General features: G+C 56.5%; 12 protein-coding genes. 9 read left to right on the top strand and 3 right to left on the bottom strand.

Going from position 1 to position 15,558, the window contains the following annotated elements; genetic code table 11:
• The first annotated feature begins 287 nt into the window (after positions 1-287).
• From E8M78_RS09270 to E8M78_RS09290, 5 genes are all read left to right on the top strand, one after another.
• Positions 288-1,238, top strand: coding sequence for a phosphoribosylaminoimidazolesuccinocarboxamide synthase (locus tag E8M78_RS09270; protein ID WP_137134812.1), 951 nt, complete (start codon positions 288-290; stop codon positions 1,236-1,238).
• Entirely contained in the window at positions 1,192-1,875 is a 684-nt protein-coding gene (locus tag E8M78_RS09275) for a TetR family transcriptional regulator (RefSeq protein ID WP_170973378.1), read from the top strand. The genes E8M78_RS09270 and E8M78_RS09275 overlap by 47 nt, the downstream gene beginning before the upstream one ends.
• Before the next feature lie 152 nt (positions 1,876-2,027).
• The gene (locus E8M78_RS09280) at positions 2,028-3,242 is read left to right on the top strand and encodes an efflux RND transporter periplasmic adaptor subunit (RefSeq protein ID WP_246658282.1); all 1,215 of its coding nucleotides are present in this window, start codon (positions 2,028-2,030) and stop codon (positions 3,240-3,242) included.
• A 38-nt stretch (positions 3,243-3,280) separates the two neighbouring features.
• The gene (locus E8M78_RS09285) at positions 3,281-6,382 is read left to right on the top strand and encodes an efflux RND transporter permease subunit (RefSeq protein WP_137134790.1); all 3,102 of its coding nucleotides are present in this window, start codon (positions 3,281-3,283) and stop codon (positions 6,380-6,382) included.
• 114 nt (positions 6,383-6,496) lie between these two features.
• Positions 6,497-7,951, top strand: a complete 1,455-nt coding sequence (locus E8M78_RS09290) for an efflux transporter outer membrane subunit (protein ID WP_137134791.1) — start codon at positions 6,497-6,499, stop codon at positions 7,949-7,951.
• Between the two features lie 128 nt (positions 7,952-8,079).
• Here E8M78_RS09290 and efp read toward each other — a convergent pair whose 3' ends face one another.
• Positions 8,080-8,649: an elongation factor P gene (efp, locus tag E8M78_RS09295; protein ID WP_137134792.1), complete on the bottom strand. Its 570-nt coding sequence runs from the start codon at positions 8,647-8,649 to the stop codon at positions 8,080-8,082.
• Positions 8,650-8,829: 180 nt separating this feature from the next.
• Between efp and epmA the strand changes: the two genes are divergently transcribed.
• The 4 genes from epmA (at position 8,830) to E8M78_RS09315 (ending at position 14,238) form a co-directional block, all read left to right on the top strand.
• Entirely contained in the window at positions 8,830-9,894 is a 1,065-nt protein-coding gene (epmA, locus tag E8M78_RS09300) for an EF-P lysine aminoacylase EpmA (RefSeq protein ID WP_137134793.1), read from the top strand.
• Complete coding sequence (locus tag E8M78_RS09305) at positions 9,891-10,940, top strand: lysine-2,3-aminomutase-like protein (RefSeq protein WP_137134794.1); 1,050 nt, start codon at positions 9,891-9,893, stop codon at positions 10,938-10,940. Before epmA ends, E8M78_RS09305 begins: the two co-directional genes overlap by 4 nt.
• Before the next feature lie 172 nt (positions 10,941-11,112).
• Entirely contained in the window at positions 11,113-13,617 is a 2,505-nt protein-coding gene (locus E8M78_RS09310; protein ID WP_170973379.1) for an aminotransferase class III-fold pyridoxal phosphate-dependent enzyme, read from the top strand.
• A 420-nt stretch (positions 13,618-14,037) separates the two neighbouring features.
• Positions 14,038-14,238: a hypothetical protein gene (locus tag E8M78_RS09315; RefSeq protein WP_062557210.1), complete on the top strand. Its 201-nt coding sequence runs from the start codon at positions 14,038-14,040 to the stop codon at positions 14,236-14,238.
• A gap of 67 nt (positions 14,239-14,305) precedes the next feature.
• On the opposite strand, the gene E8M78_RS09320 is transcribed toward E8M78_RS09315, so the two are convergent.
• Both E8M78_RS09320 and E8M78_RS09325 read right to left on the bottom strand, forming a co-directional pair.
• Entirely contained in the window at positions 14,306-14,542 is a 237-nt protein-coding gene (locus E8M78_RS09320; RefSeq protein WP_062557211.1) for an Lrp/AsnC ligand binding domain-containing protein, read from the bottom strand.
• Between the two features lie 55 nt (positions 14,543-14,597).
• A complete protein-coding gene (locus E8M78_RS09325; RefSeq protein ID WP_137134796.1) occupies positions 14,598-15,527 on the bottom strand; it encodes a LysR family transcriptional regulator in 930 nt (309 codons plus the stop codon).
• Positions 15,528-15,558: the final 31 nt, after the last annotated feature.

Here is a 15,558-nt window from a genome sequence, read left to right on the forward strand (position 1 = left end):
ACGGACACCAGTTTTATCCGTCAACACTCGATTTCAAAATCATTCAAATAAAACAATAAGTGATTGATATCATGATGATTATTCTGAACGTGACTAGTTTTTCATCGGGTAGTGGCCATTTCTTGCGCAAATTCCAACCGAATCTTGGCCGTCACAGCAACCGCGCTTCGGTGCTGCTCGTCTATCTCTTGGCGGCTTGTTCTGGAGCTCTCTCACGTGCGATAGAAAGGCTCGACAAGACTTGTGAACCACGCGGCCTTTCCACGGCCGATATCGGGATAAAGATGATGAACGTATTGGCCGATGTCGAATTACCTGAACTCCCAAATCACTATCGTGGAAAGGTCCGTGATAATTACGATTTGCCGGACGGGCGTCGGATTATCGTTGCCAGCGATCGTTTGAGCGCGTTCGACCGTGCCTTGGCAGTCATACCGGACAAAGGTCGGGTCCTCACGCAAACCGCGCGGTTTTGGTTCGAGAACACGAAGGATATTTGCCCGAACCATGTTCTCGATTACCCAGATCCCAATGTTGTTATCGGCAAGCGACTTAACATCCTGCCGGTAGAAGTCGTTGTTCGCGGTTACCTAGCCGGGACGACAGGGACGTCGCTGCTGACGCTGTACAAGCAGGGGAAACGCACGATGTATGGTCTTAACCTTCCAGATGGTATGCGTGACAACCAGGTTCTGCCACAGCCTGTCATCACGCCGACGAGCAAGGCTTTCGATGGCGGACACGACGAACCGCTTTCCAGGAAAGAGATTGTGGAAGGCGGTTTGTTGACACAAGCACAGTGGGATGTCGTCAGTGGATACGCTCTGGCACTGTTTGATCGCGGTCAGGCAATTGCAGCAAAGAACGGCCTGATTCTTGTTGATACGAAGTATGAGTTCGGGGTCGACGAGTTCGGAACGATCATTTTGGCCGACGAAATCCACACGCCCGACAGCAGCCGCTACTGGATGGCGGATAGCTACCAAAGCCGTTTTGAGGCAGGTGAGAAGCCCGAGAGTTTCGACAAGGATTTCGTTCGCAACTGGGTCGCTGAGCGATGCGATCCTTATAAAGATGAAATCCCGGAAATCCCAAGGGATCTTGTTGAAGCCACGTCGCGCGTCTACCGTGACGCCTACAACAAGATTACGGGCAAGGTCATCGATCCCATCTCTGCAGATGTCGATATCCATGAGCGCCTGCGATCAAACTTGGAGCCCTATTTTTCCAAAGGCTAAACATCGAAAGAAAATCAAAGGCAGAAGCGGCCACGTGCGTAGACCGAGACGAAAAGCTGAGGACACGAGAGCTGAAATTCTGGATATGGCCGAGCGCGTGTTCACCGAACGCGGCATAGCTGGCTCTTCGATCGCGCACGTGGCACAGGCACTCGGTATGTCGCCTGCCAATGTCTTCAAACATTTTCACTCAAAGGTCGCGTTGGCAGATGCAATCTGCCAACGAAGCATAGAGAATATGGCAGCACAGTTGCAGGCTCTGAACGTGGAAGAACCTGCACCAGACCGGTTGCGCAGTGTCGCGCATCAGTTGATGGCTATGCATCTGGCAGCCTTCAAGACCGCACCTTACATGATTGAGATGCTGCTCATCCTGTCCGAAACGGAAATGGCAAGCGGCGCGCGCTACGGCGAAATGATCGAAGGATTGTTCGCAGAACTCATACAGCATGGCGTCGATTCAGGCGTTTATCATTGTCGGAATATCTCTGCTCGTAGCCGAGCAGTCGCCGCAGCCTTCGTCACCACGCTCCACCCGATATTTCTCGTCCGCACACCCATGGATGAACTCCAAAGCCGCTGCGATGAAATTGTCGAACTTGTGAATATTGCACTGCAGAATCCGCTTGCTAAGTGACGATTTGTGAATTACGTCACTTTCAACGTCCTATGTTGAGTGCACGGATCATGCGCCTTTGTGCGCGCAGTTCTCTTGCTTGGCGTCGAACTTGCTCCATTTGTAGGTCGCACTTAATTGCCGATTGCCCCACGAAAACCGGATCCCGCCTCATGAACATACGTCGTTACGTTCTTCCGCTCATGCTGTCACTCGCACTCGTGGGCTGCAGTGAGCAGGGAAATCAGAAGGCCGGAGCAAATCAGGCCGCTGGCGGCGGACAGCAGCGACCACCGTCAAAAGTGAGTGTGGTCACGATGAAGCAGGCTGAACAACCGGTAACACGAGTCCTTCCCGGCCGGGCCGTTGCTTTCCAGACCGCCGAAATTCGCCCGCGCGTCAACGGAATGATCGAGCAGATTAAATTCAAGGAAGGAAGCACGGTCAAGGCTGGCGACCTTCTTTATAAAATCGACGATGACACGTACGCCGCCTCGCTGGAGGAAGCAAAAGCCGCACTTGCTAAAGCCGAAGCAAGCGTCCCGAGTGCTCAAGCGAACCTCAATCGCTATGAACGCTTGGTCAACAGCGGCGCGACACAGATCGAATATGAGAATGCCCGCGTAACCCTCCTGCAGGCGCAGGCTGATGTTGCGCAGGCAAAAGCTGCGCTTCAGAGCGCCCAGATCAATCTGGGATTTACCGAGATCAAGGCACCCTTCGATGGCGTAACAACCATCTCGACTGTCAGTATCGGCAATATTGTAACCGCCAATCAGACGACAGCGCTGACGACATTGCGACGAATCGATCCAATCTACGTCGATTTGACCGACTCCAGTGCCAATCTGCTTGAATTGCGCTCTGCAATTGCTGCTGGTCGTCTCAAGGGAAGCCCTACCGAGGCAGACATCACGCTGACCCTGGAAGACGGCACGAAGTATGACAAGACCGGGAAACTCGACATGGCCGAAATGGCCGTCAGCGAGACGACTGGAACGTACCAGATCCGCGCTGTCTTCGATAATCCGACCAACCTCATCCTGCCGGGCACTTACCTTCGCGCAACGGTCATCGTCGGCTACGAGAATGGGTTTCTCATTCCTCAGCGAGCAGCAAGCCGTAACGCAAACGGCTCTCTGACTGCGAAATTTATCACGGCTGAGAACAAGGTCGAGACACGCACTTTCGATAACACCCAGCCGTCCGGCACGAACTGGCTGGTGACAAGCAATATCAAGGATGGCGACAAGCTGATCGTCGATGGCTTCCAATGGATCACGGAGGGTGCCGTGGTCGCACCGGTTGACGCCAAGCTCGATGAGAACGGCTTCGTAGTCGAGCAGGCCGCAGCTCAGCCTCCCACAGCCTCCCCGGCAAAACCTTAAGCTAGTCGGCACGAAAGTCAGGCGTCAAGGAATAACCAATGGCCAAATTTTTCATTCGCCGACCGATCTTTGCTTGGGTCATTGCGATCATCATCATGCTTGGCGGTGGATTGGCGATCACGACGCTCTCCGTTGCACAATATCCGGAAATCGCTCCGACCACGGTTCGCATCTCGGCAACCTACACCGGCGCCAGCGCGGAAACCGTTGAAAAGTCCGTAACGACGATCATTGAGGACGGCATGACCGGCCTGGAGGATCTGACCTATATGACATCGTCGTCGAGCACCGGTTCTGCCACCGTCACCCTGACGTTCGGCAATACTATCGACCCCGATATTGCTCAGGTCCAGGTTCAGAACAAACTGCAATTGGTTCAGTCGCAACTGCCTGATGTCGTCCAGACGGCTGGCATCACGGTCACCCGGTCCACATCCAGCATCCTGCTCGTCGGCGCGCTTGTATCGACCGATTCGAAGCGGATGCCGGTGGAGCTTGGTGACATCTTCAGCACGCAGATCGAAGATCAGATCAAGCGACTCGAAGGCGTCGGTAGCATTCAGGTGTTTGGCACCGGCTATGCGATGCGGATCTGGCTTGATCCATTCAAGCTGAACAAGTTTCAGTTGACCCCGACTGACGTTACTGCGGCTATCCAGGCACAGAATCAGCAGGTTTCGGTTGGATCGCTTGGTGGCCTGCCTGTCGTTAAGGGTCAGCAGATCAGCGTTACCGTGACAGCCCAAAGCCAGTTGCAGACAGTGGACGACTTCAAATCAATCATCTTGAAGACGGAAACAGGCGGCGCGACAGTTCGACTGAGCGATGTAGCGCGCATTGAAATCGGTCAGGAAAGCTATTCGACGAACTCCCGCTCCAACGGCAAGCCCGCAACCGGCTTTGCCGTAAACCTCGCGACCGGAGCGAATGCACTGGATACTGCCGCACGCGTCAAGTCCGCCTTGAGCAGTGTGGCATCTTCCCTGCCGGAGAACGTCATCATCACCTATCCGTATGATACGTCTCCATTCGTCCAACTCTCGATTGAGAAGGTTGTCCATACCCTTATCGAGGCCATCATTCTTGTCTTTGTGGTGCTTCTGATCTTCCTTCAAAACCTCCGCGCGACATTCATTCCAATGATTGCCGTGCCGGTGGTCTTGCTCGGAACCTTCGGGATCCTTGCGCTTGCGGGATACTCTATCAACACCTTGACGATGTTCGCCATGGTTCTGGCAATCGGCTTGCTCGTCGACGACGCGATCGTCGTTGTCGAGAATGTCGAACGCATCATGACCGACGAAGGGCTGTCGCCTTTGGAAGCGACGGAAAAGTCGATGGGCGAGATCACCGGCGCGATCGTCGGCATCGCACTTGTCCTGACAGCCGTGTTCATCCCCATGGCATTCTTCGGAGGCTCGACAGGCATCATCTACCGTCAGTTCTCCATCACCATCGTATCGGCGATGTTGCTATCGGCCTTGGTGGCTATCGTTCTGACACCTGCACTCTGCGCAACCATTCTCAAGCCGACAGGCCATGGCCCGAAACGCGGAATTGCCGGATGGTTCAACCGCAACTTCGATCGGACGACCAACGGTTACACGTCGACCGTCGGCTACATGCTCAAACGCCCCCTGCGCGTGATGCTGATGTTCGCCATCATTATCGGTGGTTGCGGATGGTTGTTTACACGTCTGCCCAATTCATTCCTCCCGCAGGAAGACCAGGGCGTTCTGCTGACGATCATACAGCTTCCCAATGGCGCCACGCAGGCGCGGACGGAAGAGATCATCAAGAAGATCGAGACCTACTACCTGGACAAGGAGAAGGATGCCATTCAGGACGTCTTTGCGGTCTCTGGCTTCTCATTCACCGGCTCAGGGCAAAACTACGGCATCGTTTTCGCCAAACTGAAAGACTTCGACTTGCGCGAAGACCCCAAGCTGGCTGCATCGTCCGTCGTGCAGCGCGCAATGGGTTATTTCTTCACTCTGCGTGACGCGCAGGTCTTCCCTCTTCAGCCACCGGCGATTCCGGGTCTGGGAACATCAAGCGGCTTCTCCATGTATGTGGTCGATAGCGGCAAGACCGGCACGCAGGCGTTAACTGCTGCAACCAACCGGCTTATTCAGCAGGGCAACTCCAATCCGAACATCTCCGCCCTTCGTTCGAACAATCCTCCGGCCGAAACGCAGCTGAAATTCCTGCTCGATCAGGAAAAGATGGGTGCCATGGGTCTGGATATCGCGACGGTCAACTCCATGCTTTCGGTGATTTTCGCTGGCAGGGATGTGAACGATTTCACGCTGAACAACGAGTTGAAACCCGTCTACGTCCAGGGCGACGCGCCGTATCGCATGCAAGCTGATTCGATCAACAGCTGGTATGCACGCAATACGCAGGGGGAAATGGTTCCATTCTCCGCCTTCATGAAGACCCAATGGGTCAGCGGCGCGCCTACCCTCAGCCGTTTCAACGGCGTCAGCGCAATCTCGCTGGATGGTTCGGCTGGTGCAGGCGTAAGTTCGGGCACGGCCATGGACACTATGGAACAGCTGACATCCCAGTTGGGTGGCGGCTACACTGTGGCGTGGCAAGGCATTTCCTATCAGGAACGCCTGTCGGGCTCGCAGGCGCCACTCTTGTACGCGCTCTCGGTTCTGATCGTCTTCCTGTGCTTGGCTGCTCTCTATGAAAGCTGGTCAATTCCGTTCTCTGTTATCATGGCCGTGCCTGTGGGCGTCTTGGGAGCCTTGGGAGCAGCTTTGCTCTTCGGTCAGTCCAATGACGTCTACTTCAAGGTCGGTTTGCTGACGACAATTGGCTTGGCAGCCAAGAACGCGATCCTGATCGTGGAATTCGCAAAGGATCGGCAGGCGGCAGGCGTGGGGATCATCGATGCGACCCTTGAAGCAGCTCGTCTGCGATTGAGGCCGATCATCATGACGTCCTTGGCCTTTATTCTGGGCGTTGTACCGCTCGCAATCGCGACCGGCGCAGGTTCGGCCGCTCAGAACTCGATCGGCATCGGGGTGCTGGGTGGTATGCTTTCTGCAACACTCCTCGGAATTTTCTTTGTACCATCGTTTTTTGTAGTGGTGCGAAAGCTCTCAGGCGGTAAAAAATCTCCGGGTTAACCTTTGGCCGCCTTTCGTTAACAATTAAGGCTGACGGATGGCTGCTTCTCCGGTAACAGGACAGTAGCCGAAGGCCCGAGGCTTAAAAGTATTTCGTCAAACCAGGATGCTCACATGACCTCCATTCGCGCAGCAGCCCCTCTTGTCATGCTCCTGCTGTCCAGCTGCGTCCTCGGACCAGATCACAAGGCTCCAGAGATCGCACTTCCCGCAAAGTTTAAGGAAGGAAGCGCAAGCAGCAACGGCAACATTGCCCAGGAAGCGTGGTGGACGGCATTCCGCGACCGCCGTCTTGATGGCTACATCCAGAAGGGTCTGGATCAGAATCTCTCTGTTCTTCAGGCGCTGGAGCGAATCACGCAGGCCGAGGCGAGTGTGACGGCAAACGCTGCCGGTGGTTTGCCGAACCTGACCTTCTCCGCGCAGGAACAGCGCAGCGGAACCAAGGGCTACAAGGGAACGCAGGTATCGTCACCACCGTCCACGGCAGTGGCTGTATCACTCGATGCCTCCTGGTTCATCGATCTCTTCGGTCGCTATCGGCGCGCAAAGGAAAGCGCCTTGGCGAGCCTTGATGCCGCCTATGCAAACGTCGATGTCGCCCGACTGTCGCTCCTGTCATCCGTTGCGGGTGCTTACATCGACGCACGCTACTATCAGCAGCGTATAGCGCTTGCACAGCAGGACGTTAAATCTCGCCGCGAAACGCTGGATCTCACACAGCTTCAGCTTCAGGCTGGCGCCGCCTCGCGTCTGGATGTGGTTCAGGCAGAAGGCCTCGTCAACACGAGTATTGCGCAGATCCCCGGCTTCGAGACCCAGTTCCGTCAAGCAGCCCATCGCATCGCCACCCTTCTCGGCATGCCTGCCTCGTCGCTGGTCGATGAATTGCAACGCAGTGGCGCACAGCCGGTGGCACGCTTCAACATTCAGGCAGGGGTCCCGGCGGATCTCATTCGCAATCGTCCCGATATTCGGGCGGCCGAGCGTCAGCTTGCGGCGGCGACCGCCAATATCGGCGTTGCCGAATCACAGCTCTATCCGTCGATCAGCCTTGGCGGCTCCATCACGCCAGCCTACACGAAATTCGTGGGCGGCTCTGATGCCCACCGGATTTCCTGGTCCTTCGGTCCGACACTCAATCTGCCGATCTTCGATGGTGGTCAGTTGCGTGCGAACCTGAGCTCTGCCGAATCGCAAGCACGTGAAGCCTATCTTGCCTGGAAATCGACAGTCTTGACCGGTATCCAGGAAGTGGAGAATGCGCTCGCTGCCGTGCAGCGCGACGGTCGCACGGTCGCAGCGCTGCGCAATACCGTGAAATCCTACCAGGAAGCGCTTCAACTCGCGACCGCCAGCTACCGTGACGGTGCTTCCTCGCTGCTCGACGTTCTGGATGCTCAGCGTCAGGTGTCGAATGCTCAGGCAAGCCTTGCGCAGGCCATCCAGCAGCAGGCACAGGACTATGTTGCACTCAACGTCGCGCTCGGAGGCGGTTACGCTTGGGGAACCAGCACACAGAAGGGCCCAACGATCGTTGCAGCAGCCAAGGCTGCAAAGGCGCAGTAAACCGCGATTAAATACAGCAGGTAACTGCAAAGCCCCGGATCGAGTGATCGATTCGGGGCTTTCTTCTATGACCATAAAAAAAGCGGACCGAAGCCCGCTTTCTAAAGATTGTTGACGTATAAGTATGATCAATCCTTGGCGCGCTCGACATAGGAGTTGTCCTCGGTCGCGATGACCACTCGCGTGCCAGCGTCGATATGAGGCGGCACCAGGGTCCGAAGACCGTTGGACAAAATGGCAGGCTTGTAGGAAGAGGAAGCCGTCTGGCCCTTAACAACCGGCTCGGTCTCAACGATTTCCAGTGTCACATGGCGAGGAAGCTGCAGCGCCAGCGCAACGCCTTCATGCATGGACAGGATACAGGTCATGCCTTCCTGGAGGTAGGCCTTCTGGTCGCCCATGGTCTCTTCGCTCACGACAACCTGATCATAGCTTTCGGGGTTCATGAAGTGGAAGCCTTCGCCATCCTCATAAAGGTACTGGAAGTTCACGTCTTCAACGAAAGCGCGCTCGACCTGCTCGGTCGTGCGCCAGCGCTCGGATACCTTCACACCATCGACGATACGGCGCATGTCTACCTGAGTGACCGGCGTGCCCTTGCCGGGATGGAAATTCTGTGCCGTCAAAACGACGTAAAGCTTGCCGTCCACATCGAGAACATTGCCCTTGCGGACGGAGGAGGCGATAATCTTGACCATAGGGTTTCCTTATGACTGCCTTGGCTTGTCAGTGCGTGGAATGCGTCGTAGAGGACCAATCAGCCGACGGACCGTTTACGCGTGATCTTTCTTCAAGGCGCGCAACTACCTCAAATCCGCGGAAAGTGGAAGCCTTTGCATTCGAGGCGCAAGAAGAAAGCCGGAAAGGAAAGCTATCTCGTGTCGCAAGAAAGCCCGTTTTCGCCTTCTTTCTGGTGGCGGCCGGATGTTCATGCCGATCGTAGACCCTTCCTTGTCGGTCGAAATCGAATTCAGGCGGCATTCCGCGCTTACTTTGATGCGAACGGCTTTCTCGAAGTCGATACTGCGACCTTGCAGGTTTCCCCCGGAAACGAGGCGCATCTGCACGCCTTCTCGACTATTGCTCTGACGACCGATGGCCAAACCCTGCCGTTGCATCTGCACACCTCCCCGGAATTCGCCTGCAAGAAGCTGCTGGCGGCGGGTGAGCAACGCATAAACTGCTTCTCGCATGTCTTTAGAAACAGAGAGCGGGGCCCGCTTCATCATCCTGAATTCACGATGCTGGAATGGTATCGGGTTGGTGAAGACTATACGCAGTTGATGACCGATTGTGCCGACCTCGTTGCACTCGCAGCCGAGACGGCAGGCACAACGGTTTTCAGCTATCGCGGCATGACCTGCAACCCGTCCATCCCCGCGGAAAGGTTGAGCGTAGCGGATGCATTCCGCAAGTTTGCCGACATCGACATCCTGGCAACGGTCAGCGAAGACGGGTCGACGGATCGAGTGGGTCTGGCCAAACAACTGGCAAGAGCCGGCATCCGCCACGCGGACGATGATACCTGGACCGATCTTTACTCTCGTGTGCTGGTCGAAAAAATCGAACCGCATTTGGGAGACGGACAAATGACGATCCTTGATCGCTATCCCGTTTCAGAGGCTGCTTTGGCACGACCTGCCTCCGACGATCCCCGCGTAGCGGAACGGTTCGAACTCTATGCCTGCGGGGTCGAACTCGCCAACGCCTTCGGGGAATTGACCGATCCGATGGAGCAACGCCTTCGCTTCGAGGCCGAAATGGCGGAAAAGATGCGCGTATACGGTGAATCCTATCCGCTCGACGAAGACTTTCTGGCGGCACTCGCAATCATGCCCGATGCGAGCGGCATAGCACTCGGCTTCGACCGGCTCGTCATGCTGGCGACCGGTGCGCTTCGGATCGATCAGGTCATGTGGGCGCCGGTAGCGGATTATCGATGATGGCAACACGCCCGCTCAAGACACCACCTGAACTGCTGGACGCCGGCCTGATTTCGCAGAAGCATCTGGTAGATGCTCAGGCCGTCGCTGAGCGCTATGCGGTGGCCTTGACCCCGACGGTGGTCGACCTCATCGATCCCGAGGATCCCGAGGATCCAATCGCTCGCCAGTTCATACCGGATATTGCAGAACTGACAACGACAGCAGAAGAACGTGCCGACCCGATTGGTGACGGCGCGCACAGCACCGTGCGGGGTATTGTTCATCGCTATCCGGACCGTGTCCTTCTGAAAGCTGTTCATATCTGCCCGGTCTATTGTCGCTTTTGCTTCCGTCGAGAAATGGTCGGACCGACGGGCGACGGCACCCTGTCACCGACAGAATTGCAGGATGCACTCGACTATATCCGCTCCCGAACCGAGATCTGGGAGGTCATTCTGACGGGTGGAGATCCGCTGGTTCTCTCTCCAAGACGTCTTGCCGAGATCATGAATGGGCTGCGTTCCATTGAACATGTGAAGATCGTCCGATTCCATTCCCGCGTTCCCGTCGTCAATCCGCAAGCAATCAATGCGGAGCTGGTCGACGCCCTTCGACAGAGCGGCAAGGCGGTCTATGTCGCACTTCATGCCAACCATCCCCGCGAAATGACGAATGAGGCGCGCGCTGCCTGCGCAACATTGATTGATGCTGGGATTGCGATGGTCAGCCAGACCGTGCTTCTGAAGGGCGTCAACGACGATCCGGATGTACTGGCGGCTTTGATGCGAGCCTTCGTTGAGACGCGGGTGAAGCCCTACTATCTTCACCACCCGGATCTCGCGCCCGGCACCAGCCATTTTCGATTGGGTATCGCCCGGGGCCAGGAAATCGTTGCTGCACTTCGCGGCAATCTCTCCGGCCTCTGCCAGCCGACTTACGTGCTCGACATCCCCGGCGGGCACGGCAAGGCAGTGCTCGGACCTCAGGCTGTTCTGGCGGCTGACGACGGCTGTTATTCCGTCAGTGACTATCGGGGCGGAACACACCGATACCCGCCAAGCTAGCTGTCTTTATCACCTGCAACTGATGCGTTTCAGACTGTTTGAGCGGTGCGTGACAACGTGATTCGACGTCGCTTGGTCATACATAACGACAGACGTTGAAACGATTGCTATGGACGCAGGCGCCGATCGCGCTATTCTCCTTATAAATCAACAGCCTTCCGGGGGAGTAGCGATGGCTGACGCTGAGTACGAGACAAGCCCTGAAGCCATGAACGACGGCGAGCAGTCAGCTTACTGGCCTGAAGCGGACGAATTCGTTGCCGAGCACTATGGCCTGGCCGGGGAAGTCTTACCCGTTGACATCGACCCACCGCGCTTCTTCATTCGGTACGAGGAAGTTACCTGCAGGCTCGATTTTGGCGAAGAACAACAGCTATTCGAGCGCTTCAAGATCGAGCACGAACTGCTGCATCGGTTGCGAGGAGAAGCAGGGCGAGTCGGTGCGCCCGAACCACTTGCGGCCCAGCAGGGAGCGGATCTGATCAGCCTGGACGGAAGTCTTGCTGGGGGCGATCAGGCTTTTGCGCGCCTTTTTGCGTTTCCGCCCGGGGAGCCCATGCCGAATCTTGCGGAGCTTTCGGATCTGGAGATTGGCCGGATCGGAACATTTGCCGCCCAGTTGTCTCGCGATCTTGTCGCCATTTCGGATCTTGAGGGACATGCTACCCAAACGTCTCAGCTAATCGTTGATCAAGATCTGAGGCAAGTTGGGCCACAGGTCGTTCATTGCCTCAGAAATCTCACCGAACCGGCAGTGCGCGATCCAATCGCTCGCGCCACCGTGACCGCGCTTCGACAGGTTCAGCCTCTGGGAGAACAACTGCGCGTTCAATTGATCCACCATCGGCCGATTGGCGATAATCTGGTTGGCCTGCCGGGGGAAGCCGGTTGGGTACCGACCGGCTTTACCAGCCCGGAGCTTTTGGGCAGCGGCTGGGTTGTCGCGTCTCTGGCGGGCGTCTGCGCAGAAATCCTGCAGCGCGGCACGGGCAACGCATTTTCCGTCCTGCCAGCCATCAAGGCATTCCACGCCGAACTTCCGTTGACCGAAGCGGAACTGACGGCGCTTTGGCCACTTATCATCGCCACTATTGCGCGCGAGCGGGCACAGCATGAGCTTGCCTCCAATGACGTCGGCGCCAGCGAAAAACTACAGGAAAGCAGAACCGGCTTTGAGAAGGCAGCCGACGTCGAACCCGGCGTGATGCATGCAGCCATCCTGCAAGCCGTTGAGTGGCCCTTGCCAGAAACGGCAGAATTTCTGCCGCTTCTGCCGGAACTGGATCTCCAGGATCTCCGTCTTGTCGATCTATCCGCAACGAGCCCGCTTTTTGTGGACGGTAATTGGAAGGACCCCGAGATCGATTGGCGTCTCCTGGCAAGAATCGCCTGGGAAACAAAGATGGGCGCGACCCGCTTTGGCGAGTATCGCCTATCTCGTGGCTCAGCGGGTGCTAACGCTCACAACGTCGCCCTTCATATTGATATATGCCTGCCGGCTGGAGCCACAGTGGCCGCTCCGTTCGGAGGCACCGTGAAACAGGCAAGCGGACCATTCATTCTGTCCAGCAAGGATGCTACTCTCTATATCGAGGGCGTGGAAACAGTCCTGGCAGAGGGGACTATGTTGTTTGCGGGCGACCGTCTGGGGTCGGTCGGCGGCCCAGAGGGATCCGTAGGTGGATTACGCATCCGCCTTGCACGATCGCCGGACGTGGATCCGCCCTTGTTCTGTTCCGGAAACGAACTGGGGCTTTGGAAACGTCTGGCCCTGTCTCCGTCTCTGGTACTCGGTCTCAATGTCGATGCGCCCGATGTATCCGGGGAAGGCTATGTACGCGGCTGGCATGAGTATCTTTTCGACAGCTTCGGTCACCGCCGGATTGATTTGACGGGGTCAGCAGGCGTCCTTGGCTACGGCCACGGCGACCTTGCGGAAGCAGCTTACCGCCAATGGCTCACTCTCGGGGGCACAGTAGGAACTAGCCTGGAAGCGGAGTATCAGGCCGCCCTGCTTCAGGACATGCCGGGCCATCTTGATACTGTTCTTGCTCTGACCGACGAAACGCAGGCTATGGAGATTGCACGGCAGTTGGCCAGCAAGCTGTTTGATGATCCAGACGCCGTCTTGATTGCAGACGAAAGGCAATCCGGCTTCTGGCGCAATGGCAGAAACGCCTGGTCGTTTCAGACGGCAGAGCAAACTCCGGATATTGTCGTCACCGGCTCGCCTGTTCCCCAGGAGCGATTGGCAGCAGTCATCATCAGTCGATCGGTTCTGCCGGATGGACTTGAACTGCCACAACCCGATGCGACAGCGGTGGCTTGTCGTATGGGTCTGGCAGTTCTGGATGCTCTCGATGACGCAGCGCTGCGGCGTGCGGTGGCGGACGTCGCGGACATTCTACGGACCAGACTGGAAGCGCTTTCAAACAAAAATCCTGCACTCGTCGGGATAGAAGGATCCGGTCTCGATCTTCGATTGAAGCTTTCCGGCGTCGACGCCACCGAGATTGCGAACCTTCTTCAAGGCCTCGGCATTCTGGTGTCGCCTCCCAATGAATCGGATACGATAAGCATTATTGCCCCGCTCACGCTTTCCGAGGGCGCAGTCGCCGAATTCGTGGAAGCTCTGGCTGCCTGCCTGCCCGCTGTCGAGCCCGTGGAGAACGAATAGGCACGCGATCTCAAGACGAGTCAGATTTCCAATTCGAGAGCGCGCGTGATCGAATGTGATCGCAATCCTGTACAAAGTCATATGCGCGAACAAGATTTCACACATCTGCCCAATTGCTGTCATCAAACAGAAAAAAATTCTAGCTATTCATAATTCCGATTGAACTGCAGCTTCGACTCGCTTATGGTCCACAACACCTGAGACGAGCCGAAGAGGGTTCAGTCCGGAGAAGCGCAACACGAACGAGGGAGTGACAATGACGCTTATGATCCGCACTTCTCTTATTTGCGATGCGTCTGTTGTGAAACGCGTGGGCCAGATCTCCATCCCACGCTGTCGAATGTGACGTTTCACCCGAAAACCGTCTGAAAAGTCTAATTCGTCATCGCTGCGTCACGCAGCCACACTAGGAGTATGACCATGCAAAAGCAGGTTATCGAATACGCTGGCGAGCCCGTTGGAATCGTTGTTCCCGACAACGATCGCTTGAAGTTCATCGCGGTCAAATTTCACGTCATCGATCTGGACGAGCAACGTTTCTCATCTGCCGATGAGGTGCGTCTCGCAATTCGCAATCACGTCCGCGATCAAGCCATCGCCGACCGTCGCGCAGTCGCCTGATCCTTAAAGAGGCTGAACAAGCGGACCGCCCAATATGTGAAGGGCGGTCGCGTTGTTCGCGCCCGCGTCAAAACGCGGTAAATGTAAGCGTTGTGAGAGAGCGCTCGATTCCGGGAATGGACGCGATCTTTTCATTCACGAACTTCCCGATCTCTTCTCCCTCGCCGATATAGATTTTCAGGAGCAGGTCCCAGTCGCCGCTGGTGGAATAGAGCTCGGAAACCAGTTCGGTCTTGTAAATGGCATCGGCCACTTCGTAGGTCTTGCCCGGCGCACAGCGCAACTGGACGAAAATCGGCTTCATGTCATTTTCCCGTATCTCAGGCTGTTGGCCAACCGTCATTAATCTCCGGACACGACTATTGGCCGATACTGCCTTCTGGCGCAACCCGATCCTCCATTCTTGCAGCCTCCTCGACAATCCAGTTTCTGAACGCCGCAAGTGGCGGATAAGAGCCGCGCTCCGGCGGATAGGCCAGAAAGTAACGACCGCTGTGGTGCGGGGAGGCCTCTATGGCGGGCACAAGCAGGCGCTCGTCCAGTTCGCGATTGATCAGAAATCGGGGCATAAGGGCAAGCCCCATACCCGCGACCGCGGCCTCAAGCATGGTAGAAAACTGGTCGAACAGCATTCCGTGCAGAGCCTCGAACTCTATGCCTCGTGATGTAAACCAGTTCTCCCAGGCATCTGGACGCGAATTGAGATGCAGCAGAGATGCGCCAAGCAGATCGTCTGAAGCCCGGAGATCGCGGCGCGACAAGTAAGCGGGGGCACATACGGGGATTACATCCTCATCCGTCAACACGGAAAGGTTTGCTCCTGGCCAGCGCGGCTCTCCAAAATGGATGGCGGCATCGAGAGTATCGAAACGGAAGTCGAATGGCTCAAGCCGCGTGATCAGATTGACCATGACACCGGGATGCCGCGCCAGAAACCGTGGCAGGCGTGGGGTCAACCAGCGGCTGCCGAAAAAAGGCAGGATTGCAAGGTTCAGCGTCCCGCCAGCCGGGTTGGCCCGAAGATTGAGTGATGCGTTGGAGATGCGTCGCAACGCCTCGCGGATCTCTCTTGCATAGGTATCACCGGCAATGGTCAGGCGGATCGTTTGCCGCTCGCGCAAGAACAAGGTTACGCCGAGTTGCTGTTCCAGTGACGAGATCTGGCGGCTTACCGCGCTTTGGGTCAGGCCCAGTTCGTTGGCTGCTGCGGTGACGCTGCCGGTGCGTGCCGCGGCCTCGAAGGCGGCCAGAAGCGAAAATGACGGCAGAAATCGGCGCGGCGGCAACATGGTGAGATCATTCCTCCTGAGAATGAACTGA

Source organism: Rhizobium sp. FKY42, from assembly GCF_005222835.1.
In the GTDB taxonomy this organism is placed as follows: domain Bacteria; phylum Pseudomonadota; class Alphaproteobacteria; order Rhizobiales; family Rhizobiaceae; genus Neorhizobium.